The organism is Fischerella sp. PCC 9605, from assembly GCF_000517105.1.
Classification (GTDB): domain Bacteria; phylum Cyanobacteriota; class Cyanobacteriia; order Cyanobacteriales; family Nostocaceae; genus PCC9605.
In genome coordinates, this window is the sequence record NZ_KI912148.1 from 449,549 (window position 1) to 474,512 (window position 24,964).

Annotated in this window: 19 protein-coding genes, 1 tRNA gene and 1 pseudogene; 10 read left to right on the plus strand and 11 right to left on the minus strand. The window is 42.2% G+C overall.

The window, feature by feature from the left end; translation table 11 throughout:
- Positions 1 to 153 precede the first annotated feature (153 nt).
- Positions 154 to 4,902, plus strand: a complete 4,749-nt coding sequence (locus FIS9605_RS0104385; RefSeq protein WP_026731497.1) for a glutamate synthase-related protein — start codon at positions 154 to 156, stop codon at positions 4,900 to 4,902.
- Between the two features lie 376 nt (positions 4,903 to 5,278).
- On the opposite strand, the gene FIS9605_RS0104390 is transcribed toward FIS9605_RS0104385, so the two are convergent.
- The 4 genes from FIS9605_RS0104390 to rpaB all read right to left on the minus strand — a co-directional run bounded on the left by FIS9605_RS0104390 (position 5,279) and on the right by rpaB (position 7,511).
- Positions 5,279 to 5,797, minus strand: coding sequence for a DUF456 domain-containing protein (locus tag FIS9605_RS0104390; protein WP_026731498.1), 519 nt, complete (start codon positions 5,795 to 5,797; stop codon positions 5,279 to 5,281).
- A 5-nt stretch (positions 5,798 to 5,802) separates the two neighbouring features.
- Positions 5,803 to 6,051: a hypothetical protein gene (locus tag FIS9605_RS42390; protein ID WP_155960358.1), complete on the minus strand. Its 249-nt coding sequence runs from the start codon at positions 6,049 to 6,051 to the stop codon at positions 5,803 to 5,805.
- The gene (locus FIS9605_RS0104395; RefSeq protein ID WP_026731499.1) at positions 6,044 to 6,697 is read right to left on the minus strand and encodes a cofactor assembly of complex C subunit B; all 654 of its coding nucleotides are present in this window, start codon (positions 6,695 to 6,697) and stop codon (positions 6,044 to 6,046) included. The genes FIS9605_RS42390 and FIS9605_RS0104395 overlap by 8 nt, the downstream gene beginning before the upstream one ends.
- An 85-nt stretch (positions 6,698 to 6,782) precedes the next feature.
- Positions 6,783 to 7,511: a response regulator transcription factor RpaB gene (gene rpaB, locus FIS9605_RS0104400; RefSeq protein ID WP_016872551.1), complete on the minus strand. Its 729-nt coding sequence runs from the start codon at positions 7,509 to 7,511 to the stop codon at positions 6,783 to 6,785.
- A 169-nt stretch (positions 7,512 to 7,680) separates the two neighbouring features.
- Between rpaB and radA the strand changes: the two genes are divergently transcribed.
- Positions 7,681 to 9,216: a DNA repair protein RadA gene (radA, locus tag FIS9605_RS0104405; protein ID WP_026731500.1), complete on the plus strand. Its 1,536-nt coding sequence runs from the start codon at positions 7,681 to 7,683 to the stop codon at positions 9,214 to 9,216.
- 263 nt (positions 9,217 to 9,479) lie between these two features.
- On the opposite strand, the gene FIS9605_RS0104415 is transcribed toward radA, so the two are convergent.
- The 3 genes from FIS9605_RS0104415 to FIS9605_RS0104425 form a co-directional block, all read right to left on the minus strand.
- Positions 9,480 to 9,953 (minus strand): TspO/MBR family protein, encoded by a 474-nt coding sequence (locus FIS9605_RS0104415; protein WP_026731501.1) that lies wholly within the window; start codon positions 9,951 to 9,953, stop codon positions 9,480 to 9,482.
- A gap of 138 nt (positions 9,954 to 10,091) precedes the next feature.
- A complete protein-coding gene (locus tag FIS9605_RS0104420) occupies positions 10,092 to 12,185 on the minus strand; it encodes a S9 family peptidase (RefSeq protein ID WP_026731502.1) in 2,094 nt (697 codons plus the stop codon).
- A gap of 25 nt (positions 12,186 to 12,210) precedes the next feature.
- Entirely contained in the window at positions 12,211 to 12,960 is a 750-nt protein-coding gene (locus tag FIS9605_RS0104425; protein ID WP_026731503.1) for a hypothetical protein, read from the minus strand.
- Between the two features lie 224 nt (positions 12,961 to 13,184).
- Between FIS9605_RS0104425 and hemE the strand changes: the two genes are divergently transcribed.
- From hemE to FIS9605_RS0104445, 4 genes are all read left to right on the plus strand, one after another.
- Entirely contained in the window at positions 13,185 to 14,240 is a 1,056-nt protein-coding gene (hemE, locus tag FIS9605_RS0104430) for a uroporphyrinogen decarboxylase (RefSeq protein WP_026731504.1), read from the plus strand.
- 168 nt (positions 14,241 to 14,408) lie between these two features.
- Positions 14,409 to 15,374, plus strand: coding sequence for an NAD-dependent epimerase/dehydratase family protein (locus FIS9605_RS0104435; protein WP_026731505.1), 966 nt, complete (start codon positions 14,409 to 14,411; stop codon positions 15,372 to 15,374).
- A 422-nt stretch (positions 15,375 to 15,796) separates the two neighbouring features.
- On the plus strand, positions 15,797 to 17,383 hold the full coding sequence (locus FIS9605_RS0104440) for a B12-binding domain-containing radical SAM protein (RefSeq protein ID WP_026731506.1): 1,587 nt from the start codon (positions 15,797 to 15,799) through the stop codon (positions 17,381 to 17,383).
- A gap of 584 nt (positions 17,384 to 17,967) precedes the next feature.
- Entirely contained in the window at positions 17,968 to 18,243 is a 276-nt protein-coding gene (locus tag FIS9605_RS0104445; protein ID WP_035139392.1) for a GlsB/YeaQ/YmgE family stress response membrane protein, read from the plus strand.
- A 134-nt stretch (positions 18,244 to 18,377) separates the two neighbouring features.
- Here FIS9605_RS0104445 and FIS9605_RS0104450 read toward each other — a convergent pair whose 3' ends face one another.
- The gene (locus FIS9605_RS0104450) at positions 18,378 to 18,560 is read right to left on the minus strand and encodes a CsbD family protein (RefSeq protein WP_026731508.1); all 183 of its coding nucleotides are present in this window, start codon (positions 18,558 to 18,560) and stop codon (positions 18,378 to 18,380) included.
- A 197-nt stretch (positions 18,561 to 18,757) separates the two neighbouring features.
- Here FIS9605_RS0104450 and FIS9605_RS0104455 point away from each other — a divergent pair, with 197 nt between their 5' ends.
- Together FIS9605_RS0104455 and FIS9605_RS0104460 are read left to right on the plus strand one after the other, a co-directional pair.
- Positions 18,758 to 19,654: a TIGR02587 family membrane protein gene (locus tag FIS9605_RS0104455; RefSeq protein ID WP_026731509.1), complete on the plus strand. Its 897-nt coding sequence runs from the start codon at positions 18,758 to 18,760 to the stop codon at positions 19,652 to 19,654.
- Positions 19,651 to 20,049 (plus strand): TIGR02588 family protein, encoded by a 399-nt coding sequence (locus tag FIS9605_RS0104460; RefSeq protein ID WP_026731510.1) that lies wholly within the window; start codon positions 19,651 to 19,653, stop codon positions 20,047 to 20,049. The genes FIS9605_RS0104455 and FIS9605_RS0104460 overlap by 4 nt, the downstream gene beginning before the upstream one ends.
- A gap of 35 nt (positions 20,050 to 20,084) precedes the next feature.
- Here the strand turns inward: FIS9605_RS0104460 and FIS9605_RS0104465 are convergent.
- Positions 20,085 to 20,156, minus strand: a tRNA-Lys gene (locus tag FIS9605_RS0104465).
- A 671-nt stretch (positions 20,157 to 20,827) separates the two neighbouring features.
- On the opposite strand from FIS9605_RS0104465, the gene FIS9605_RS0104470 reads away from it, so the two are divergent.
- On the plus strand, positions 20,828 to 21,256 hold the full coding sequence (locus FIS9605_RS0104470) for an FKBP-type peptidyl-prolyl cis-trans isomerase (RefSeq protein ID WP_026731511.1): 429 nt from the start codon (positions 20,828 to 20,830) through the stop codon (positions 21,254 to 21,256).
- Positions 21,257 to 21,524: 268 nt separating this feature from the next.
- Here the strand turns inward: FIS9605_RS0104470 and FIS9605_RS44975 are convergent.
- Together FIS9605_RS44975 and FIS9605_RS44980 are read right to left on the minus strand one after the other, a co-directional pair.
- Positions 21,525 to 21,644 (minus strand): annotated as a pseudogene (locus FIS9605_RS44975) (cupin domain-containing protein); the annotation flags it as partial.
- A gap of 15 nt (positions 21,645 to 21,659) precedes the next feature.
- Positions 21,660 to 21,845, minus strand: a complete 186-nt coding sequence (locus FIS9605_RS44980) for a hypothetical protein (protein ID WP_026731512.1) — start codon at positions 21,843 to 21,845, stop codon at positions 21,660 to 21,662.
- Between the two features lie 232 nt (positions 21,846 to 22,077).
- Here FIS9605_RS44980 and FIS9605_RS0104480 point away from each other — a divergent pair, with 232 nt between their 5' ends.
- Complete coding sequence (locus FIS9605_RS0104480; RefSeq protein WP_026731513.1) at positions 22,078 to 24,789, plus strand: MGH1-like glycoside hydrolase domain-containing protein; 2,712 nt, start codon at positions 22,078 to 22,080, stop codon at positions 24,787 to 24,789.
- The last annotated feature ends 175 nt before the right edge of the window (positions 24,790 to 24,964 follow it).

Genomic DNA, 24,964 nt, shown 5'->3' on the forward strand with positions numbered 1-24,964 from the left:
AGATTTTAACACGGGTAGAACAAAAGTCAACCCGAAGTTAAAATTTTTTTTCCCTAAATTTCGGTTATTTGTGATTTTCTTCATCGGTCCATTTAGAAAATTTTTCTCACTGTTGGCGGCAAATTTTTAACCTCAGGATGACAGGGATAGTCTATGAATAAAAAATCGGTGAATCAAGACCAGGAAATGAGATTTACGGATGCTTCTTCAGGGTGTACTTACCAAGGACAAAGGTGGTTGGTAGAAGAACGAGATGCCTGTGGTGTAGGTTTTATTGCCCACCGTCACAATCATCCTAGTCACGAAATTGTGTCAAAAGCCTTAGCGGCTTTAACTTGTCTGGAACACCGAGGAGGTTGTAGTGCCGATCAAGACTCTGGTGATGGCGCAGGAATCTTGACCGCGATTCCGTGGGAGTTGTTCCAAAAAGAATTCACGGCACGAGGAATGCAACTCCCTACTGGTAACAATATCGCAGTCGGGATGATATTTTTACCACAAAACCCACAAGCAGCACAAAAAGCTAAGGCTACAGTTGAGCAAGTAGCAACTGAGGAAAAATTGACTGTACTGGGTTGGCGAGAAGTGCCACTACAGCCTAATTTACTGGGAGTGCAAGCTAGAGAAAATCAACCCCAAATTGAACAAGTTTTCGTAGCCTCCCAAGACAACAGTGGTGACGAACTCGAAAGGCAATTGTATGTTACCCGTCGTCGGATTGTTAAAGCAATCCGCACTCACAATCAAAACTGGTCTGAAGAATTTTACATCTGTTCCCTGTCCAGTCGCACAATTGTTTACAAAGGCATGGTGCGTTCTGCGGTCTTGGGTGACTTTTATCTTGATTTAAAAAACCCAGATTATCAAAGCGCTTTTGCTGTATATCACCGCCGCTTTAGCACCAACACCATGCCTAAATGGCCGTTGGCGCAACCAATGCGGCTTTTGGGTCACAACGGCGAAATCAATACCCTATTGGGCAATATCAACTGGATGACAGCCAGACAAGCAATTTTGGAGCATCCAGTGTGGGGCCTTCGCTTAGAAGAACTTAAGCCATTTGTCCATATTGATAATAGCGATTCTGCAACTTTAGATAACGTTCTGGAGTTAATGGTGCGCTCAGGACGCAGCCCCTTGGAAGCCCTAATGATTATGGTTCCGGAGGCTTACCAAAATCAGCCGGAATTGCGTAATTATCCTGAGATTGTCGATTTCTATGAATACTACAGCGGTCTGCAAGAAGCATGGGATGGGCCAGCACTTTTGGTATTCGGCGATGGGCTAAAGGTTGGTGCAACACTAGATCGCAATGGTTTAAGACCGGCTCGTTACTGCATCACCAAAGACGATTACATCATCGTTGCTTCTGAAGCAGGTGTTGTGGAGGTAAACGAAGCCAACATCATTGAAAAAGGTAGACTTGGGCCAGGGCAAATGATCGCCGTGGACTTGGAAACTCATGAGGTACTGAAGAACTGGGAAATTAAGCAGCGCGTTGCTAAACGACAACCCTATGGAGAATGGTTGCGACAGCACCGTCAAGAACTTAAGTCCTTGGTCAATGGTCATTTGTCATTAGTCAATGGCAAAGGAAATTTGACAAATGACAACGGTAATGGACTCCAAACAACCAACACCCAACAACCAACAACAACTAAAATCGACAGACAAACTTTGTTGCAGCATCAAGTTGCCTTTGGCTACACCACAGAAGATGTAGAAATGGTGATTCAGCCAATGGCAATGGAAGGCAAAGAGCCGACTTTCTGCATGGGTGATGATATTCCTTTAGCGGTTCTGTCAGAGAAACTCCACTTGCTGTACGACTATTTCAAACAGCGCTTTGCTCAGGTGACGAACCCTGCCATCGATCCCCTACGGGAAAAGTTGGTGATGTCCTTAAAAGTCGAACTGGGTGAACGGGGTAATTTGTTAGATCCCAAGCCAGAATATGCTCGCAGGCTGAAACTAGAGTCGCCAGTACTGACAGAAGCAGAATTAGAGGCAATTAAGCAGTTAGATTTTGCTGCTGTTGAGTTGTCTACGCTGTTTGTCATTGCTAACGGCCCAGAAGGGTTGAAAGCAGCAGTCAAGTCTTTGCAAGCAAAAGCGGCGGAGGCGGTGCGCTCAGGTGCGAAGATTTTAATTTTGAGTGACAAGATCCCCCCAACCCCCCGAAATTCGGGGGGCGAAGGGGGGATCGGTTCCGAATACTCCTATATTCCTCCCCTGTTGGCTGTAGGTGCAGTACACCATCACCTGATCGATGAAGGACTGCGGATGAAAGCGTCTCTAGTAGTCAATACGGCTCAATGCTGGAGTACCCATCACTTTGCTTGTTTAATTGGCTACGGTGCTGGCGCAGTTTGCCCGTATATGGCTTTGGACACAGTGCGTGATTGGTGGGCAGATCCCAAAACGCAACAGTTTATGGAGCGAGGTAAAATTGCTACCCTCACTCTAGAGGAAGCTATTGGCAATTATCGCCAGGCAGTAGAAGCTGGTTTGCTAAAAATCCTCTCTAAAATGGGAATTTCGCTGCTATCGAGCTATCAAGCAGCGCAAATCTTTGAGGCTATTGGTATCGGTGGGGATTTGCTAGAACTGGCTTTCAAGGGTACGACTTCCCGCATCGGTGGTTTGAGTGTCAGCGACTTGGCGCAAGAAGTGCTGTGTTTCCACAGCAAGGCTTTCCCAGAACTGACAACCAAGAAATTAGAAAACCTGGGCTTTGTCCAGTATCGTCCCGGTGGCGAATACCACATGAATAGCCCCGAACTTGCCAAAGCGCTGCATAAGGCTGTTGACGGCAAGAACTACGACCACTACGAAGTGTACAAGAAGTACCTGCAAGACAGACCTTTGACAGCATTGCGGGATTTGCTCGACTTCCAAAGCGATCGCGCTCCCATTCCGATTGAGGAAGTAGAATCGGTTAGCGAGATCGTCAAGCGCTTCTGTACAGGCGGTATGTCTTTGGGGGCGTTATCGCGGGAAGCTCATGAAACTTTGGCGATCGCCATGAACCGCATTGGCGGTAAATCTAACTCTGGGGAAGGCGGCGAAGATCCAGTACGTTTCACAGTCTTGAATGATGTCGATGAAACTGGTCACTCGCCCACCCTCGCTCACTTAAAAGGATTGCGAAACGGTGATACCGCTTCCAGCGCGATCAAACAAGTCGCTTCGGGACGCTTTGGCGTGACGCCAGAGTACCTGATGAGTGCCAAACAAATTGAAATCAAAATCGCCCAAGGTGCGAAACCAGGGGAAGGCGGACAACTACCAGGGAAAAAGGTCAGTCCTTATATTGCCATGCTACGGCGCTCCAAGCCTGGTGTAACGTTAATTTCACCGCCACCGCACCACGATATCTATTCGATTGAAGACTTGGCACAGTTGATTTTTGACTTGCATCAAATCAACCCGAAAGCACAAGTGTCGGTGAAGCTAGTTGCAGAAATCGGTATCGGTACGATCGCTGCGGGTGTGGCTAAGGCTAACGCTGATATCATCCAGATTTCCGGTCACGATGGCGGTACAGGAGCCTCACCTCTAAGTTCGATTAAGCACGCGGGCTCTCCGTGGGAACTCGGCTTAACTGAAGTGCATCGCGTTCTGATGGAAAATAGCCTGCGCGATCGCGTCATTTTGCGCGTGGATGGCGGGTTCAAGAGTGGCTGGGATGTGCTGATGGGCGCATTGATGGGAGCAGAAGAATTTGGTTTCGGTTCGATCGCCATGATTGCCGAAGGCTGTATTATGGCGCGGATCTGCCACACCAATAACTGTCCTGTAGGTGTTGCGTCTCAAAAAGAAGAACTGCGGAAACGGTTTACGGGTATCCCAGAACACGTAGTTAACTTCTTCTATTTTATTGCTGAGGAAGTACGCAGCTTATTGGCAAGACTCGGTTATCGAACGCTGTCGGAATTAGTTGGACGTGCCGATCTGTTGAAGGTGCGCCAAGGTGTGCATTTCAACAAGACACAAACATTGAACCTTGATTGTTTGCTACAGCTACCAAATGCGAAAGAAAATCGCAGTTGGTTGGTGCATGAAGAAGTTCACAGCAACGGTGCGGTGTTGGATGACCAATTACTTAGCGATCCCGACATTCAAGCAGCGATCGCCAACCATGCTGTTGTGACTAAGACTGTGGCTGTTGTCAACACCGATCGGACTGTGGGCGCACGCCTAGCAGGAGCGATCGCGTCCCAATACGGTGACAATGGCTTTGCTGGGCAAATAAACCTCAACTTCCAAGGAAGTGTAGGACAAAGCTTTGGCGCTTTCAACCTGCCTGGTATGATTCTCACCTTAGAAGGGGAAGCGAACGACTATGTCGGTAAAGGAATGAACGGTGGTGAAATTATTATTAAGCCGCCTGCAAATGCTACCTACGACCCTGCACAAAACGTGATCATTGGCAATACCTGCCTTTACGGTGCGACCGGTGGAATGTTGTTTGCCAACGGTTTAGCTGGCGAACGCTTTGCTGTACGGAACTCTAATGGTACGGCTGTCATCGAGGGAGCAGGCGATCACTGCTGTGAATACATGACTGGTGGCGTGATTGTCATCCTGGGCAAAGTTGGACGTAACGTTGGCGCTGGGATGACTGGTGGATTAGCGTACTTCTTGGATGAAGACGGTACTTTCCCTGAGTTAGTCAACCAGGAAATTGTGAAAATTCAACGAGTGATGACAGCAGCTGGTGAAAAGCAACTCAAGGAGTTAATCGCAACTCACCGCGATCGCACGGATTCGGCTAAGGCGAGGATGATTCTGGAAAACTGGCAAGAATTTTTGCCTAAGTTTTGGCAGTTAGTTCCGCCTTCTGAAGCTGATGGACCAGAAGCTAATCCTCAGCAAGAAAAACAGTTAAGTACGGTTTAGTCATTGGTCAATAGTCATTAGTCATTAGCTAATAACCAATGACTAATGACTATTAAGAAAAGACGACTGGCAAAAGTGAATTTTTGATATACGACCACAGATAGACAATAAATAAAAGTTTTTCCTCTGCTTCCCACCTCTTGTAGGGGGGAATGAGGGGGGTACACACACATATTGTTTGTGTTGATCTGTGTTTATTTATGGTCGAAAATAAGCGACTACTGGACTTGTAGAATAAATCTATTGGGCAATACCGTTCGGTATGTAGAGACGCGTACGCCGCAGGCGTTCCCGCAGGGTAATTTCGCGTCTCTACAGAGTCTTCTCTTTTTCAAATTAACCCTTTCCCTTTACCCTTTTCCCTTTCCCCATTCTTCTAAGTGCCAAATACTTGCGGCCAAGTCGTGACCAGGAAAACTACAACTGCTGCGATCGCTAATAACCCCTGAATTAAATTCCCAATTACACTACCGACTACAATTCCTATACCTGCTTTCACAGCTAGAACTAAATTTCTTCGGTACAGGAATTCACCGATAATTGCTCCTAAGAGAGGCCCGATTAGCATTCCTAATAAGGGCCCTCCTACTGGTAAAGCTGGCAATAATCCTAAAAATCCCGCAATTAAACCGATAATTGCTCCTATTTGCCCCCAATTGCTAGCACCTGCTTTTTTTGCACCTAAGTAAGCAGCTAGCCAGTCTACTGCGATACTAAGGATTAAAACTACACCTGTAACAATTAACGGCGTACTAACATCGGCAAAGGAACCCTTTACAAATCCCCAGATAATAATAGCAATTAAAATTAAGCTAGCACCTGGGATAGCAGGAACTACAGAGCCGATGATGCCTACAACCATTAAGGCAAGCAGTAACAAATAGATAATTTGCATAGGATTTAGTTGGTAATTGGTGAGCCAGCGCGCTCCAAAGGGGGTTTCCCCCATGTAGACGCCCGCAGGGCGGTGAGACCAGCCCCCGTCTTGGCTTTTGCCTTTAGGGGGGACTGGCGTAGACGCGCGCAGCGCGGCTTCTCGTAGAGTACCCGGAGGGCTTCGGTGCAGGGTGCGACTGGCGAACCCGTAAGGGTAATTGGTAATTGGTAATTGGTAATTGATAATTGGTAATTTTCTCTCCCATTACTCATTACCCATTACCTCACCTAGAGTAACAGCTAATTTATCAGCAATTCCAGCGATCCAGTTTTCATCTTGTTTGGTATAACTACGAGGAGCATTTGCCCCTAAAATTAAAACGCCTTTGTTGCCTATAGGTTGACAAATTATTCCTTGGGTATTTTCTGGTAAATAATCAAATTCAATTTTTCCTGGATAGACTTTTAAATTAACCAAATAAACGGGTTTTTGTGTTTCTAGTACCCGCTTTAAAATTGGCCCTATTGTCACCTCTGATTTTGTGCTTAAAATTCCGCGTCGCAACAAAACTTGACCTTGATAAAAAACCACGAGCGATCGCGTTACTGTGTTAGTTAATAACAAATGAGATGCCCAAGCTAGTTCTATTTTGATTCTCTCTGGCAAATCTGGAGCAAGTACAAAACCTTCTTCTCCAATTAGTTCTACCGCATCAGGCAGTTGGGGTTGTACCTGCTGCCAAAGCAAACCAGTCAAAATTAACACCCCACTTAAAATCACACCTAGGACATCTGCACGGGCTTGGGAGTCTGTTATATCTGGTGTCAGCAACCGATTAATCAGCAAAAGTACAGCACCTAATCCACCAACAACAATAGGTAGACGCCGCAAAATGCGATTTGGGTCAGATTTAGCCATGTTTTTCCATACTGAGTTAGGAGCTAGGAGTTCTGAGCTTAATTTTTACCCCATCTCCCCATCTCCCTATCTCCCGATCTTTAAATTACTCCTCCCCTGGTTCAATTATCCGTTGAAAAAGATAGCCTGTTCCTCTGGCTGTCAGAATTAACTCTGGGTTGCTGGGATCGTCCTCCAGCTTTGCCCGCAGACGCGAAATATGTACATCTACCACACGGGTATCCACATGGCGTTCTGGTGTGTATCCCCATACTTCCTGCAAAATTTCCGAGCGGGAAAAAGCTTCTCCAGAGCGACTTACCAACAACTCTAACAAGCTAAATTCCATACCTGTCAAGCGAATGCGCTCATCACCTTTGTAGACTTGCCGCTTATTTGTGTCGATTTTGATGTTGCCAACATGGATTACCCCAGAACTGGGAATGCCAGAAGCGCCGGTTTTGTCTACCCGTCGCAGTACTGAGCGAATGCGAGCTTCGAGTTCTTTTGGGGAAAAAGGTTTAACTACGTAATCATCAGCACCCAATTCCAGACCGGTGATGCGATCGGCTACATCTCCCAAGGCTGTTAGCATAATAATTGGGACATCTGATTCTTTACGTAATTCTTGACAGACGCCGTAGCCATCAAGCTTGGGCATCATCACATCCAAAACCACCAAATCAGGGTCAGTTTTGCGGAAAGTTTCCAAAGCTTCTTCGCCATCACCAGCTGTCACCACGTCGTAACCAATCATTGAAAGGCGTGTTTCTAAAATACGACGAATGCTGGCCTCGTCATCAACTACCAGAATTTTTTCTTTATGACTTTCCAAGTTTCTCAACGCTCCTTAACTAAAATTTTTCATGATTAATTTTTCATACCATAATATTAAGATATCATTCCAATAATTACGTTGGGGAAAGCCAAAACTACTACTATTATTGACTTTTTGTTTGCTTAAAGAATTAAGGAAAAATTAAGATTATTTAATAAGATTAAGAATGCCAAAGCCAAAAACTTATTACGTTTGTAACCAATGTGGCGCAGAATCTCCCCAATGGTTTGGTAAGTGTCCATCGTGCGGTACATACAATTCTCTAGAAGAAGAAATTGCTATTCAGTCCTCAACAGATATACCAAGCCGAGGGGTGAGTGGTTGGCATTCCCAGCAAGGAACAAGTAAATCTGCTAATAAGCCAGCTAAGCCACGAGCTTCTCTAAAATTTGACCAAATTAGCGATCGCCAAGTCACACGCTGGCCTTCTGGTTATGGCGAACTAGATCGAGTCTTGGGCGGTGGTGTTGTTCCTGGCTCAATGGTGTTGATTGGTGGCGATCCGGGTATAGGTAAATCTACGTTACTACTGCAAGTATCAAATGAATTAGCGCAGAGATACCGCATTCTCTACGTCTCTGGGGAAGAATCAGGGCAGCAGGTAAAGTTACGAGCTTCGCGTCTGGGAGTGACAAAATCCCTCAACGTGGTTAGTAATGACAATGGCAACAGCAACAAGACTGAAGTAACAGAAGCTACTTCAGAAACAGTAAAAATAGAAGAAACTGAAGCAGATTTATATGTATTAACGGAAACAGATTTGGAAGAGATATTAAAGGAAGTGGAATCTCTCAAACCGAATCTAGCGGTGATTGATAGTATTCAAACAGTGTTCTTTCCTGCTCTTACCTCTGCACCTGGTTCGGTAGCACAGGTACGCGAATGTACCGCAGCTTTAATGAAGGTGGCAAAGCATGAAGACATCACTATGTTAATTGTGGGACACGTCACCAAAGAAGGGGCGATCGCAGGGCCGAAAGTTTTGGAACACCTTGTTGATACTGTGTTGTATTTTGAAGGCGATCGTTTTGCTTCTCATCGGTTATTACGGACAGTAAAAAACCGCTTTGGCGCTACTCACGAAATCGGCATTTTTGAAATGGTAGAACACGGGTTGCGGGAAGTTTCCAACCCCTCAGAGCTATTTTTGGGCAACCGTGACGATCCTGGGCCCGGTACGGCGATCGTAGTCGCTTGTGAAGGTACTCGTCCTATTGTTGTGGAGTTGCAAGCACTTGTAAGTCCTACCAGTTACGCTTCACCCCGTCGTTCTACTACAGGGGTAGACTATAACCGCTTGGTGCAAATTTTGGCAGTCTTGGAAAAACGGGTAGGAATTCCCATGTCGAAATTGGATTCCTATGTTGCTTCCGCAGGCGGATTGAATGTCGAAGAACCAGCGGTAGATTTAGGAGTAGCAATTGCTGTAGTTGCCAGTTTCCGAGATCGGATTGTAGACCCCGGTACTGTGTTAATTGGTGAAGTTGGGTTAGGGGGACAAGTGCGCCCTGTGTCACAAATGGAACTGCGGTTAAAAGAAGCGGCAAAACTGGGGTTTAAAAGAGCGATAGTGCCAAAAGGGCAAAAGTTCCCTGATTTAAATATCGAGATTTTGCCAGTTTCAAAGGTAATAGATGCGATTATTGCAGCAATACCACACCATACTTTAGAAGATAGCGATTTAGAACCGGATGATGAGTAGACTCTAGTTTGCAAGCGAGGATATGTAGTTAGTTGTAACTGGTACGTTAGTCACAGGTAACGCACCTAAGTATGGCTTTGCGTAAAAAAGTAGGGATTTTAAACGCAGAGGATCGCAAAGGAAAACGCAGAGGGGAGGCAGCGCGTTGCGGGGGTTCCCGAGCCACTGCGTTGCGCGGGTTCCCCGCGTTGTAGCACGTGGCGTCCCGTTGTAGCGACTGCCGTCGCGCAGAGTCTTAGTACAAAAATTTCGTTATTAATGTACTAAGCATCTTCGGGGTTGAGCTGTATTAACTCTTCGGTGGTGTATGTTCCAACTGGACTCCATACTAAATAAGGAACAAGTAACAAAGCTGCTAATCGAGAAATTGGGAAAACAGATAATGTTAGCAGCACACCCAAGATAATACCTACCGATCCAATTATTTCCCCAATTCTGAGACTGCGAAATCTCAACATTAAAGGTATGTAGGTGACGGTGATAATTTCTAGCAAGAGATAGCAACTCATTAGCAACCAGGTAAATAAACTTCCTGGATTTTTTTGCCAAACAAGATAAGCTGAAGCAGCACCGCACACAAAAATCACAGTCCAAATCAGCGGAATTAAAGGCTCAAAAACTAACCAACGAGGACGAGTTAGCTGTGCAAACCATTTGACATCACGCGGTGTGATGAAGAAACTACCAAACGCAACTAAAAAAGTTACAGCCCCAATTATCAACCAAGAAGGAATCATATTAAGTACCTTTTAACGTGTATTTTGTCAAGTGTTACACGGCAATTTTGGCAATTTCGGATATGAGTTTAATCAGTCGTTGGTTGGATTATTAATTTGGGTTAAACGAACCTGTAGAAACAATTGCTGGTTGCTTGCTTAGCCGCAAGACTGCTTTTGTTCGCAAGCAGTTAAGCCTAACCGATCCAGAACAAAGGCATACTCAAACGCCAATTCTTTCAGGCTTTCATAACGTCCGGATGCACCACTATGTCCTGCGCCCATGTTGGTTTTGAGTAGGAGAATGTTGTTATCTGTCTTGAGTTCTCGTAGTTTCGCTGTCCATTTGGCAGGTTCCCAATATTTGACGCGAGAATCATTCAAGCCAGCGGTGATGAGGGTATCTGGGTAATCTTTCGCCTCGACATTATCGTAGGGCGAGTAAGATTTCATATAGTCGTAATAAACTTTATCGTTGGGATTACCCCATTCTTCCCATTCCATGGCTGACAGGGGTAAAGAGGTATCAAGTATAGTTGTGACTACGTCTACAAAGGGGACATCGGCAACTACTACTTTAAATAAGTCGGGACGCATGTTCATAACTGCTCCCACCAATAAACCGCCTGCACTACCACCAGAAATCGCGATCGCATGGCTTGTTGTCCACCCTTCGGCAATTAAATATTCTGCACAGGCAATAAAATCTGTAAAGGTATTCTTTTTGTGCAAAAATTTGCCATCTTCATACCACTTGCGTCCCATTTCTCCACCGCCGCGAACATGGGCGATTGCAAATATGATTCCACGATCTAACAAAGAAAGTCGATTTGATGAAAATGATGCTGGGTAACTTGCTCCGTAAGCACCATATCCAGTCAGATATAAAGGATTTTTGCCATCTTTTTTGATGCCCTTTTTATAAACAATAGATATGGGAATTTGCGTACCGTCAGGTGCAGGAGCCATCAATTTTTCACTTTGATACTGGGTTCTGTCGTAGCCTCCCAGAACTTCTGTTTCTTTTTTCAACTCACGCTCTAACGTTTCCATATCGTAATCAAATACAGATGGCGGCGTGATTAAAGATGTATAGTGTATCCGTAAAGTAGTAGTGTGAAATTCTGGATTACTGCCTTCAAAAAATGAATAGGTCGGTTCGGGAAAGGTAATGTTATGTTCTTGATCGGTGGTCAGGTTTTGTACTCTTGCGACTGGTAGCCCATCCTTTCTTTCGTAAATTACTAAGTGGTTGGCAAACAGGCTAATACCTGATAGCATCACATCTTCGCGATGAGGAATTACAGTCTGCCAATTTTCTTTACCTGGTAAAGCTACTAGGGTTTTCATCAGTTTAAAGTTAATAGCTTCTTCATTTGTGACTATATAAAAATAATCGCTGTGATGGTCAACATCATATTCTATGCCTGTTGTACGCGGCTGGATTACTTGGAAATTTCCCCTAGGTTTATTAGCCTCTAAATAATGAACTTCTGATGTGATTTTACTGCCCAAATGCATCAAAATATATTCTTGGCTGCGAGTTTTGCCAACTGCTAAATAATAACTATCATCTGGTTCATGATAAATGAGAACATCTTCATCAACTGATGTTTCTAAAGTATGCCTAAATACCTGAAATGGGCGATTGGCAACATCTAGTTTCGTATAAAATACTGTCTGATTATCATTAGCCCACGCCAAAGAAAAATAAGTATCAGGAATACTTTCTGGATACAATTGATGTGTATTTAAGTCCAAAAAATACAACGTATATCTTTCGGAACCACTAGTATCTACTGAATAAGCCAAAATTTGGTGATTGGGGCTAACTTGCAACACTCCGATGCTGAAAAAATCATGCCCTTGAGACATTTCGTTCTGGTCTAGTAGCACTTCTTCGGGAGCATCGAGATTACCTTTTTTGCGGCAGTAAATAGGATAAGCTTTGCCTTCTTCAGTCCGGGAATAATAGTAATATTCATCTTTACGATATGGTACGGAAAGGTCTGTTTCTTTGATCCGAGACAGCATTTCTTCATAAAGCTGTGTTTGCAAACCTTCCGTATGCTGCATCATCGCTTGGGTGTAAGCATTTTCTGCTTCCAAGTAGGCTATTACTTTTGGGTTATCGCGATCGCGCATCCAAAAGTAGTTATCAATCCGCTTGTCGCCATGCAACTCCAAGATCTGGGGCTGTTTTTCAGCAACGGGTGGAGTCACTGTAATTTCTAAAGAATCAATTTTATCCATATTTTTTCACCTGAATTTGCTGCCACTACCTTTGTGTGGTAGCGCGACGAGAGTAGCTTTTCAAGGTACAAAAGCCAATGGCTGGGATAACTCCCAAAATAACTGCTGTTAATCCTTGTCCACTCAAATATAATGCCTGAGTGCGGTTTACTTCTGGAATCAGGTTTTGCACCAAGGGAAGCAACCACACCAAAACACTGATGCAGAAATAGGAAATTGAAGGCAGAAAACTCCACCACCAAGCACCTGCTGTATTTTGGCGCAATACTAACCATTGCAAAAACCCCAGCCAAATTCCAGAGCCAATATATGAGATAGTTGACAAAACTCCAAAAAAAACCATCTCTTCAAAAGATAAAGTTTTATTTAACGATGTAGCTATGGATGAAATATAGTTAATCCATCCTCCAGAAACGCTATTAGCAATCAACCAACCCGCGCTAGTGGCAAGCAGCCACAATCTTGCAGATAGATATCGGCGCAGAATTAGTGCTTGATCGGCGGCAAAAATCACTGCAAAAACAATACTACTGAAAAGTTTTATCAACCAGTACCATATCGGTTGCTGTTGGAGAATAATTGGTGGGAGTGCTTGCAAAAGGGTTCTTTCGATGGCGATACTGGCAATTCCACCCACAACCCATCCTACAACAGTCATGAGAGTAAATTGAATAAAAAACTTGCGTCGCTGCGATCGCGGTATCAACAACCTAAGTACTTTGCTAGTGCTAGAAATGGAAACTTCCACAGAAGGTGTGTTGGAGTCTGTTTGCATAGAAATTCAGCTTAATAAGTATAAAAGCTAAAGGATGAAATAAGATTAAGATAGATAAAATACAAGCTCTCGTAAAAAAAATTTAGACTTCTCAAAAACCCGGTTTCTTTAAAACTGGGTTTTTTAAATCAGTTCACACTCAAAACCAGCTGCCTGAAAAAGCGCAAAGCCGGAATGATAAGCTAAACAATGACATAAATAAAGTGTTTAGGATGAACTGTTAAATGGGTATTTCCTCCAATGAACCCCTTCTTCTCAGGGCAGCTCGTGGTGAAGTTGTAGATCGTCCCCCAGTATGGATGATGCGGCAAGCGGGACGATATATGAAGGCTTATCGAGATTTAAGGGAGAAATACCCTTCGTTTCGCGATCGCTCAGAAATACCGGAAGTAGCGATCGAAGTTTCTTTACAGCCGTGGAGGGCATTTCAACCAGATGGCGTGATTCTATTTTCTGATATTGTGACGCCGCTGCCTGGTTTGGGCATTGACATGGATATCGCTGAAGGTAAGGGGCCAATTATTCACTCCCCCATCCGTACTCAGGAACAAATAGATAACCTGCGTCTTCTAGATCCAGAAGAGTCTTTACCGTTTATCAAAACCATTTTGCAGGCATTACGCCAAGAAGTTGGTAACAAATCAACAGTGTTGGGGTTTGTAGGTGCACCGTGGACACTAGCAGCTTATGCCGTGGAAGGAAAAGGTTCCAAAACCTATTCCATTATTAAAAACATGGCGTTCTCAGATCCAACGATACTGCATCAATTTTTAGGCAAACTTGCAGATGCGATCGCTACCTACGTGCGCTATCAAATTGACTGTGGCGCTCAAGTTGTGCAAATGTTTGATTCTTGGGCAGGCCAATTAAGCCCCCAAGATTATGAAACCTTTGCTCTGCCTTATCAACAGCGAGTTTTCCAGCAAGTCAAACAAACCCATCCAGATACACCCCTGATTCTCCTGGTTAGCGGTAGCGCAGGTTTGTTAGAAAGAATGACAAAATCCGGTGCAGATGTCATCACTGTAGACTGGACAGTAGACATGGCAGATGCAAGAACAAGATTGGGCAAGCACATGAAAGTGCAAGGAAATCTCGATCCTGGTGTCCTTTTTGGTTCCAAAGAGTTTATCCGCGATCGCATTATCGACACGGTTCGCAAAGCTGGTAATTGGGGTCACATCCTCAACCTCGGCCACGGTGTTCTCCCAGAAACCCCAGAAGAAAATGTAGCTTTCTTCTTTGAAACTGCTAAGCAACTCAACGCTGTTAGTTGTTAGTTGTTGGTTGTTGGTTGTTGGGTGTTGATTGTTGGGTGTTAGGTGTTTAGTTGTTGGGTGTTTGAAAACTAAACAGTAAAATCCAAACAACAAATAACCACCAACAAACAACAATACTAGTAAAATCCAAACAACAAACAACCACCAACAAACAACAAATTTATTGTTATGAACCAAAAACGCATTTTAGTGACCGGTGCAAGTGGATGTATAGGTCACTACATTAGTGAAGCTTTAATTCAGGAGACAGACCACGAGTTATATCTGTTAGTTAGAAACCCTGATAAATTAAAAATTGATACACAAGTCCGTCCGGGTATCACCGTATTGCAAGGTGATATGCAAGAAATCCGGTATTTAGCCGACTTGCTGAAAACAATAGATACTGCGGTACTAACAGCGACAGCTTGGGGTGGTGCCGCAACCTTTGATATTAATGTAGTTAAAACTATAGAATTACTGAATTATTTAGATCCGGCTACCTGCGAACAGGTAATTTATTTTTCGACTGCAAGTGTTTTAGATAACAAAAATCAACCACTCAAGGAAGCAGGGGAACTCGGTACAGACTACATTCGTTCTAAATATGATTGCTTGCAGAGAATCGGGAAATTAGCGATCGCACCTAAAGTCACCGAAGTTTTTCCTACTTTCGTTTTAGGTGGCGATAGCAATAAACCTTACTCGCACGTGACATCTGGCATTCCCGAAGTTACAAAATATATAAATATAATCCGCTTTTTACAAGCAGATGGTAGCTTTCATTTTATTCATGGTCAGGATATTGCCACACTGGTGCGATATTTAATAGATAATCCACCTAAAGAAGATGAAAATAGACAATTAGTTTTAGGTCAAACACCATTAACTGTAAACCAGGCAGTAGAAGAAGTATGCGCTTACCTGGGCAAAAAAATTTACTTTCGCATCCCTCTATCTCTTTATTTAGCGAACTTATTAATAGTTTTGTTTCGCATTCAAATGGCAGCTTGGGATAGATTTTGTATGAACTATCGGCATTTTTCTTATCAAAAATTCGTCAATCCTGGCAGTTTTGGTTTACAGAATTACTGTGCCACCATCAGCGATGTCTTGCGAATTAGCGGTGTTAAGGGTGTGACATCTGTTAAGTAAGAGGCTATTTATAAACAAAATATTAAGTCATGCTAGTAGGGTGTGTTACGGCACGAGGTGACAAAAATATAGCGAAAAGAAATATTTTTGCCGTAACGCACCGTTCATTTCGGTGCGTTGCGTTGCGCTGCGCTCTAACGCACCCTACAATACAAAGTTAAGATTTACTTTATAAATAGTCTCTAAGATAAACATTATCTAAACCAATACTGTTCATAAATAAGCTTACAGGAAGCAATGCCTGAAGGCATCACATCAAGATTGTCATCGCAAGCTTTGTTTGTGTATTTGCATCCTTTAGGATTCTGTGGAGAAAAAGATAGAAATGTTAAGATGCAAATTAATGTCATAAAAATTTAATTACACTTAAGACTTAAGTGTTGGTGGGATAAAAATCAAAGTGTGAGGAGGATTGAAACATTATGCGAGTTTTACTCGTCTATCCTGTATTTCCCAAAACCTTTTGGTCATACGAAAAGATATTAGCATTAGTCAATCGGAAAGTTTTGCTTCCACCCTTGGGATTAGTAACTGTGGCAGCGATTTTGCCCCAAGAATGGGAATTTAAGTTAGTGGATCGCAACATTCGTGCAGTCACAGAACAAGAGTGGGCATGGGCGGATTTGGTCATTTTCTCGGCAATGATAGTGCAAAAACAAGATTTGCTCGACCAAATTCGGGAAGCAAAAAGACGTGGCAAGTTAGTTGCTGTAGGTGGTCCCTATCCTACTTCAACACCTAGTGAACCAAAAGCAGCTGGTGCAGATTTTCTCATTCTGGATGAAGGAGAAATTACCTTGCCAATGTTTGTCGAAGCAATTCAACGCGGTGAAACATCTGGTACTTTCCGCGCTACAGAAAAACCAGATGTAACCATAACCCCAATACCCCGTTTTGATTTGCTAGATTTTGATGCCTATGACATGATGTCAGTTCAATTTTCGCGGGGTTGTCCTTTCCAGTGCGAATTTTGCGACATTATTGTTTTGTATGGGCGTAAACCACGCACCAAAACTCCGGCGCAACTGTTGACAGAGTTAGATTACCTCTACGAATTGGGTTGGCGGCGGGGTGTTTTCATGGTGGATGACAACTTTATTGGTAATAAACGCAATGTCAAGTTGTTGCTGAAAGAGTTAAAAGTCTGGATGCAGCAACATAATTATCCCTTCCGCTTTGACACAGAAGCTTCTGTTGATTTGGCGCAAGATCCAGAATTGATGGAGTTGATGGTTGAGTGTGGTTTTGCTGCGGTGTTCTTGGGAATTGAAACACCGGATGAGGAAAGTCTGCAATTGACGAAAAAGTTTCAAAATACCCGCAGTTCCTTAGTTGAATCGGTGCAAACTATCATTAATGCTGGGTTGCGCCCAATGGCTGGGTTTATTATTGGGTTTGATGGTGAAAAATCAGGTGCTGGCGATCGCATTGTCCGCTTTGCCGAACAAGCAGCAATTCCCTCTACCACCTTCGCGATGTTACAAGCACTGCCAGATACAGCACTGTGGCATCGCCTGAAAAAAGAAGGACGATTGCGGGAAAACAAAGATGGTAACATCAACCAAACCACCTTGATGAACTTTATCCCTACTCGTCCCCTAGAAGACATCGCTAGAGAATATATTGAAGCTTTTTGTGCTTTATATGACCCAGCAAAATACCTGGATCGCACCTATCGCTGTTTCCTAATGATGGGTACGCCGAAGTGGAAAGCACCCTTCAAAATGCCGGAGTGGGTAGTTGTGAAAGCACTACTGATTGTGATTTGGCGACAAGGGATAAAACGCCAAACTCGCTGGAAGTTCTGGCATCACCTATTCAGTATTCTCAAGCATAATCCTGGTGTTGCAGAGCATTACTTAGCCACCTGCGCTCACATCGAGCATTTTCTAGAATATCGCCAAATTGTCCGCGACCAAATAGAATCTCAGCTGGCTGAATATCTTGCACAAGGTGTAGAAAAGCCATATGTGCCAGATCGGGGACAAGCAGAACTATATGCTAGTTAAGAATCTTTGTGTCTTTGTGTCTTAGTGGTTAATAAAATTTCTTTTTGAACCACAAAGGCACAAAGACACTAAGTATCAAGTTATACACGTTTGGATTTTAGATTTTGGATTGGGAGTTACTGTCTGTATCGGGGTTCTGTCAATCCATCTGTCGCAATCATTTTTTAAATTGGTATTACTTGAATATAATGGATTCATAGCTCTTGTAATGCTGTCGATACTTCAGTGTTTATTTTAACGACACAATACTAATACCCTTACTTCTCAGAGATCCTCTGAAAGGTTATTTTTGAGCAAAATTAACTTTTGCAACATTTCTATTTAGGACGACTGTAAATATTTAGTAAAACAAACACATATCAACTAAGTAAATTACAACTAGCAACACTATCTTAATAAGTACTGTGACAATTGATATTGGTAGTTTTATTTAGATTTATTCCTAATTATTATTTCTTGCGAGAGAATAAGTTATTTAACCTTTGATAGAAGAAATGATAATTGGTAATTGTTATAGTAGTAATAGGATTGGTAATAGAAGACAGTAGAGGATTGGTAATAGAAGACAGTAGAGGATTGAAATTATGATCAATCTGATTGCATGGATAATTCTAGGTCTAATCGCCGGGGCTATTGCTAAAGCTATCTACCCTGGTCCCCAAGGAGGCGGAATTGTAGCAACAATTATTCTAGGTATTATTGGTTCCTTAATTGGAGGAAGCTTATATAATTTGATACAGACGGGGAACCTAGTTATTACTGGAGCAGGTTTCAGTATTCCTGGTTTAATTGTTGCTATCATTGGAGCAATAATTGCAATTTTTATCTGGGGTTTAATAACTCGGCGCAGCACAGTATAGAGGATGTAAACAAAGATATATGGTTAGAGCCGATTTTATCGGAATTAACCTTTGTTTATGTTTCCCTGCAAATGATAAAAAACTCCACTGAGTTTATTCGGTGGAGTTTTCAATATTGAATTTTTAACGTAAAACTACTCTAGAGATTTCTTCACATCATCTTTGATATTTTCAACTGTATGGCGAAGATTAGCTTCTGCTTGCTTTGCTTTACCTTCTGCTTTATCTTGCGGATTGCCAGTTACTTCTCCAACAATCTCTTGAACTTTACCTTCAATATTTTTAGCGGTTGCTTCTACTCTCTTTTCAAGGCTCATAGTTTTCCTTTCAAATATGCTAGTGAATCCAATTACATAGATAATATATTTATATTTTTTTCAATAAGACTTCTCTCACCAGATATAAATTACTTTTCCTAAGGGTTATCGAAAGATAGATTGACAAACACTTATTATATTTTTATAAAAAAATAAATGCTATTTATATTAAAGTTTTAAATATATTCAAGAAAACTATGGGTGAGACAAGAAAACGTAGGAAAAATTTGTGGGCGAGTGAGATTAATGATATTATTCGGGGTGCTTGTGGTGGCTTTTTATTTGGTATTCCTTTGCTTTATACAATGGAGGTTTGGTGGGTTGGGTCTATTGCAAAACCACCGATGGTGATGTTAGCGATCGCACTCACTTTTATCATAGTTTTCTTACTCAACCGAACAGAAGGCTTTCGCAAGCGTAGACATGGTAATCGGCCTTATGAAGGAATTACCGACACTGTGGAAGCTATGGCCATAGGGTTAGCTTGTTCTGCGTTGATACTGCTGCTATTACAAGAACTTACACCTGAGACATCTCTGAGGGAAATCGTTGGTAAAATTGTATTTGAAAGTGTACCTTTTACTTTAGGCGTGGCACTAGCCAATCATTTCTTGGCAGATACCCGCAATCACAATAAAGAAACACAACAAAGTCCTCAGACAAACAAAAAAACTGAACAGAATAATTCTGATAAATTACATGCCACCTTCAGCGATATTGGTGCAACTGTAATTGGTGCAACTGTGATAGCATTTAACATTGCCCCAACAGATGAAATTCCCATGCTAGCAGCGGCAGTTCCACCAGCTTGGCTGTGGGCTATGATTGCCGCATCATTGCTGATTTCCTATGGTATTGTGTTTGAGGCAGGCTTTTCAGACCAGCAAAAGCGCAGGCAACAGCAAGGGATTTTCCAACGGCCATTAAGCGAAACCATCATGTCCTACTTGGTATCGTTGCTAGCGGCGGCATTAATGCTGTGGTTTTTTCAAAAGTTAACTTTTAGCGATCCTTGGAATGTATGGTTAGAATACACCTTGCTGCTGGGGCTACCTGCAACCATAGGCGGTGCTGCTGGTAGGTTGGCTATATGAATAAAGAACAAGAACGGCCAAAGCGTTCGGCTGCTGAATGGGTTACTTTTAGCTTTGCCTCATTGATCCTGGCTGTAGTTGTTGGTTTAGTGGGGTACATTTGGTTAAATGAAAAAGAGCAACCTCCTATTCTTTCTGTGAGTAATAACCAGAAAATTCGGGAAGTCGAAGGACAATATTATGTTCCTTTTGAAGTAGTTAATACCGGCGGAGAGACAGCTGAATCAGTTCAAATCATAGCTGAGTTGCAGATAGAAGGGAAAGTTGCAGAAACAGCTGAGCAGCAAATCGATTTTTTATCTCGTGGAGAAAAGGAACAAGGGGCTTTTATATTCACCCAAGATCCTCGCCAAGGTCAGTTAACTGTAAAAGTTGCCAGCTACAAATTACCTTAAGTCCATAGTCAAGATTCTATCGATTCTAGCTAAAGTGGGTGACGAGGGATTTGAACCCGCAACCAATGGATTAAGAGTCCACTGCTCTACCGTTGAGCTAGTCACCCAGGCTACTAAAATCCTAGCTAATTTCTAAGCAATTTGCTGAAATTTACCAGCCACAGCCGCTTGTTTTCACCTACACCGTCCAAATGTTTGCAAATTTTCTCAGTTTAGTCATTGAGGTTTCCTATTCTCTCGCTTACAGACATTTCTAATATCCTGGCTCGTCACACTCCAACATCGGATGAACCAAAGTTTTGTTACAGGAGAAATCTTAATAAATAACAAAATAGGGATAGATTTCTTCGTAGAAGTACTAGGGTGAAAAGAAGTAGTGAGCGGAGATTGAATGAGGAGTTAAACTTATCTTTTTACCTTTACCTGGTTTTATTTAGGCAAACGTGGATTTATAGATGCTCGAACTAGCAAGGAAATTAAAATTTAAGACTACCACTTTTCCAAACACGTTCAAAGCCTTGCTTAGATAAATTTTCGTAACGAAACCAAAGCAGCAGTCCATAGCACTTTGGCAACCCTAGCTAAATTGATTTAGACTCATCAAGCCTTTCAGCGAACTGAATAGTTCTCTGAACAAGTGGGTAAATATCTCTGAAGTAGCGTTCACGTTGCAAAAATTTTGTCAATCGGTCAGCCATAAAAAGAAGACTGAGCGGTTATTTCGGTAGATGAATAAATCCTTAGTAGCTTCACCGTACAATAATAAAGGAGACAACAAATGACACAAGCCAAACTGGGTGATACTGTAAAAGTTCACTATACAGGCAAACTAGATGATGGCACAGTGTTTGATTCCTCTGCTGAGCGAGATCCTTTACAGTTTTCTATTGGTGAGGGAGTAGTCATTCCCGGCTTTGAAGAGGCTGTAGTTGGCATGGCGCCAGGAGAATCAAAAACTGCAACGATTTCAGCTGACCAAGCTTATGGCCCTTATCGTCCAGAATTGGTTATGGTAGTTGAAAAACAGCGAATACCAACAGATGTTCCAGTAAAGGTCGGTCAACTATTGCAAATTTCCCAAAATAGTGGTCAGGTAATTCCAGTTGTTGTCACAAATGTTTCTGATTCTCAGGTGACTTTGGACGCCAATCACCCCTTAGCAGGACAGGAATTGATCTTCGATATCCAGTTAGTTGAGATTAACTGATTGTTTTTATCATTGATTCTCTATCGTGCAGACTGAAAAGTAAACTACCTACGCCAAGCCTAAGAACAGGTGGAAAGAACCTTCTGGCGGTTTCTAGGTAAAAAGGGAGAAATTAGTTAGGGTGCTTTATATAACGTAAAGTACCCTAACTGACATCTAGCTTGAAAATAGGGATTGGGGATTGGGGATTGGGGATTGGGGAAGAGATTTTCATTCCCTCGTTGTAGGTGAAAAGCCCCTGGGATTCTAACTTGAAAATAGGGATCTCTTAACAAGGCGTAGTGAATCCCATAAAGTCACCAGCTGCTACCTCAAATTCTTCGTCACCGATCTCAGCTATTCCTCTTCCAAAAATAATGTAAATAAATTCCTCTTCACAGTGATGAAAGTGAAATTGAGTAGTTTATTTTCCTGGCTCTACTCGCACTAAATGAACACCTATATTTTTCATGCCTACAGCATCACTGAGGGATTTGGTATTTCTCACCGCTTGAGAATTGAGAGGATGTATGTTTACAGTTTCCGGCATAGCTTCAATCTCACTAACTCTTAGCAGATGAGGTTGAAGATTTTGTCTTTGCTCAAACATTTGTTTACATTAGTTAAGTTTTATTATGAGTTTTCTCTGAGTTTATTATCTATAATTATTTGCTTTTAACTTATCTATTTTTAATCAAACTATCATTTCTAATTAGGATAAATAACAAATACTTTAAGTATGTCGATCTAACTGTTAGTAGTTAGTAGATAGTAGTTAGTAGTCAAAAATATACCACTATCCTCGAAATACTAACAAAACTAAAACAGAATCCATCAATAATATGGCAAATATCACAGCAGAAGAAAAAAGGTTGCAAGCAGCACGCGATCGCCAAGTCCACTGGCGACGCTGGGGGCCATATTTAAGTGAACGCCAGTGGGGAACAGTACGGGAAGATTACAGTGCAACAGGTTCAGCATGGGATTATTTTTCGCACGATCAGGCGCGATCGCGTGCTTATCGTTGGGGTGAAGACGGTATTGCTGGTATTTCTGATAACCATCAGAGACTTTGTTTTGCGATCGCCCTTTGGAATGGTGAAGATGCAATTATCAAAGAACGCCTGTTTGGTTTAACAGGAAATGAAGGTAATCATGGGGAAGATGTTAAAGAATATTACTTTTATTTAGACAATACACCTACCCATTCCTATATGAAATGTCTCTACAAATATCCCCACAGAGCATTTCCCTATTCCCAAATAGTAGAAGAAAATCGTTGCCGCAGTCGCCAGGAACTAGAATTTGAACTGCTGGATACTGGTATTTTTAATGAAGACCGCTACTTTGATGTTTTCGTTGAGTATGCCAAAAATTCAGCCGATGATATTCTCATTCAAATCAGGGTCATTAACAGGGGACAAGAAGCAAAAACACTGCATCTTTTACCTACTTTGTGGTTTAGAAATACTTGGGCGTGGAATGGCGATCGCGATAAACCATCTCTTCAAAAAAGTAAAGACACAATAGCTGGCATCTCTACAATAGAAGCATTGCATCCAAGTTTGGGCAAGCTATGGCTGTACTGTCAAGATGCAACAGAAATTTTATTTACAGAAAATGAAACCAATAATGAAAGATTATTTGGTGTCAGCAATACTTCTCCCTATGTCAAAGATGGAATTAATGATTATATAGTGCATGGGAGAAAAGAAGCAATAAATCTTGAACAGTTAGGAACAAAAGCAGCCGCCCATTATATATTAGCTATAGATGTAGGTGAAACAAAAATCGTTCAGTTGCGACTAACAAATGAGTCTTTATTAATACCTTTTGGAGCTGAATTTGATAATATATTTGCAATTCGCAAACAAGAAGCTGATGAATTCTATCACCGCATAACTCCTTTTGCGCTCACAGAAGATATGCGAAATGTGCAGCGTCAAGCATTTGCGGGAATGTTGTGGAGCAAACAATATTACCAATATATTGTCGAGGAATGGTTAAACGGCGATCCGGCAATTCTACCGCCACCCCAAGAACGGTTATGTGGTAGAAATCATGAGTGGTTTCATCTTTATAACGATGATATTCTCTCCATGCCAGATAAATGGGAATATCCCTGGTTTGCTGCTTGGGATTTAGCTTTTCATGTCATTCCCTTGGCAATGATCGATCCAGATTTTGCCAAGCAGCAATTAATTTTATTAACACGGGAATGGTATATGCATCCCAACGGTCAAATTCCCGCTTATGAATGGGCTTTTAGTGATGTGAACCCACCCGTTCATGCTTGGGCTGCATGGCGCGTCTATAAGATAGAAAAAAAAATGTATGGACGTGCGGATAAACATTTTCTAGAGAGAGTGTTTCAGAAGTTATTGCTAAACTTTACATGGTGGATAAACCGCAAGGATGTAGAAGGGAAAAATGTCTTTCAAGGAGGATTTTTAGGTTTAGATAACATTGGTGTTTTTGATAGGAGCAAGGAACTACCAACAGGTGGACATATTGACCAATCTGACGGTACAAGTTGGATGGGCATGTACTGTTTAAATATGTTAGCGATCGCTCTGGAACTCGCGAAAACAAATTCTACTTACGAAGACATCGCCAGCAAGTTTTTCGAGCATTTTATCTACATCGCATCAGCGATGAATCACATTGGTGAAATAGATGCAGAACTCTGGAACGAAGAAGATGGTTTCTATTACGATGTCCTGCATCTACCCAACGATCGTCACTTAACTTTGAAAGTGCGTTCAATGGTAGGACTAATTCCACTTTTCGCCGTAGAAACCCTAGAACCAGATACTTTGGCAGCACTTCCTAGTTTTAAAAAACGATTGGAATGGTTTATTAAAAATCGCCCCGACTTGCGTCAAAATGTCGCTTGCATGGAAACAAAAGGTATAGGTGCAAGAAGACTATTGGCAATAGTTAACCGCGATAAACTACGGTGCATTCTCCAAAAAATGTTAGATGAAACAGAATTTTTATCAGAATACGGTATCCGCTCCCTTTCCGAATATCACGCCAATCATCCCTATATCTTCCATGTCAATGGTTCTGAATATCGAGTAGATTACGAGCCAGCAGAATCCAGTAGCGGTTTATTTGGTGGTAATTCCAACTGGCGCGGCCCAATTTGGTTCCCAGTTAATTACTTGATTATTGAGTCGCTGCAAAAGTTTCATTATTACGTGGGCGATGATTTTAAAATTGAATGTCCTACAGGTTCAGGTAAATACATGAATCTTTGGGAAGTTACCTGCGAATTGTCACACAGACTGATCAAAATTTTCCTCAAAAATGAGGCTAGTCATCGCCCTATGTTTGGCGGAATCCAGAAATTTCAAATTGACCCCCATTGGCACGACTTAATTCTTTTCAATGAGTATTTTCATGGAAACAACGGCGCAGGAATTGGCGCAAGTCATCAAACAGGATGGACTGGTTTAGTTGCAAAACTTATTCAACAGGTAGGAGAGTATAGCAGAGCAAATCAACCTGCAAAAATGACAAAAAATCAGATAGAACCTGTTACCAGATAACACGAATAGTAGGCAGTAACATTGAATCTATCTGTGTGTATCTGCGATCGCATTATCAACAATTAACGCTTGCAAGAGTTTTAAGCTATTCCACATTTAAATTACATGATCTGGGCGGGCAAGATGCCCACCCCACAAGAGTTTGAAAAAATTTCAATATGCAAATTAAATGTGC

Excerpts from the sequence above, each read along its gene's own strand:
- FIS9605_RS0104425 (WP_026731503.1), bottom strand. The coding sequence starts at position 12,960 with ATGCAAACAGACTCCAACACACCTTCTGTGGAAGTTTCCATTTCTAGC.
- FIS9605_RS0104420 (WP_026731502.1), bottom strand. The coding sequence starts at position 12,185 with ATGGATAAAATTGATTCTTTAGAAATTACAGTGACTCCACCCGTTGCT.
- FIS9605_RS0104435 (WP_026731505.1), top strand. The coding sequence starts at position 14,409 with ATGAACCAAAAACGCATTTTAGTGACCGGTGCAAGTGGATGTATAGGT.
- radA (WP_026731500.1), top strand. The coding sequence starts at position 7,681 with ATGCCAAAGCCAAAAACTTATTACGTTTGTAACCAATGTGGCGCAGAA.
- FIS9605_RS44980 (WP_026731512.1), bottom strand. The coding sequence starts at position 21,845 with ATGTTTGAGCAAAGACAAAATCTTCAACCTCATCTGCTAAGAGTTAGT.
- FIS9605_RS0104395 (WP_026731499.1), bottom strand. The coding sequence starts at position 6,697 with ATGGCTAAATCTGACCCAAATCGCATTTTGCGGCGTCTACCTATTGTT.
- FIS9605_RS0104385 (WP_026731497.1), top strand. The coding sequence starts at position 154 with ATGAATAAAAAATCGGTGAATCAAGACCAGGAAATGAGATTTACGGAT.
- FIS9605_RS0104415 (WP_026731501.1), bottom strand. The coding sequence starts at position 9,953 with ATGATTCCTTCTTGGTTGATAATTGGGGCTGTAACTTTTTTAGTTGCG.
- FIS9605_RS0104450 (WP_026731508.1), bottom strand. The coding sequence starts at position 18,560 with ATGAGCCTTGAAAAGAGAGTAGAAGCAACCGCTAAAAATATTGAAGGT.
- FIS9605_RS0104455 (WP_026731509.1), top strand. The coding sequence starts at position 18,758 with ATGGGTGAGACAAGAAAACGTAGGAAAAATTTGTGGGCGAGTGAGATT.
- FIS9605_RS0104460 (WP_026731510.1), top strand. The coding sequence starts at position 19,651 with ATGAATAAAGAACAAGAACGGCCAAAGCGTTCGGCTGCTGAATGGGTT.
- FIS9605_RS42390 (WP_155960358.1), bottom strand. The coding sequence starts at position 6,051 with ATGAGTAATGGGAGAGAAAATTACCAATTATCAATTACCAATTACCAA.
- FIS9605_RS0104390 (WP_026731498.1), bottom strand. The coding sequence starts at position 5,797 with ATGCAAATTATCTATTTGTTACTGCTTGCCTTAATGGTTGTAGGCATC.
- FIS9605_RS0104440 (WP_026731506.1), top strand. The coding sequence starts at position 15,797 with ATGCGAGTTTTACTCGTCTATCCTGTATTTCCCAAAACCTTTTGGTCA.
- FIS9605_RS0104470 (WP_026731511.1), top strand. The coding sequence starts at position 20,828 with ATGACACAAGCCAAACTGGGTGATACTGTAAAAGTTCACTATACAGGC.
- FIS9605_RS0104480 (WP_026731513.1), top strand. The coding sequence starts at position 22,078 with ATGGCAAATATCACAGCAGAAGAAAAAAGGTTGCAAGCAGCACGCGAT.
- FIS9605_RS0104445 (WP_035139392.1), top strand. The coding sequence starts at position 17,968 with ATGATCAATCTGATTGCATGGATAATTCTAGGTCTAATCGCCGGGGCT.
- hemE (WP_026731504.1), top strand. The coding sequence starts at position 13,185 with ATGGGTATTTCCTCCAATGAACCCCTTCTTCTCAGGGCAGCTCGTGGT.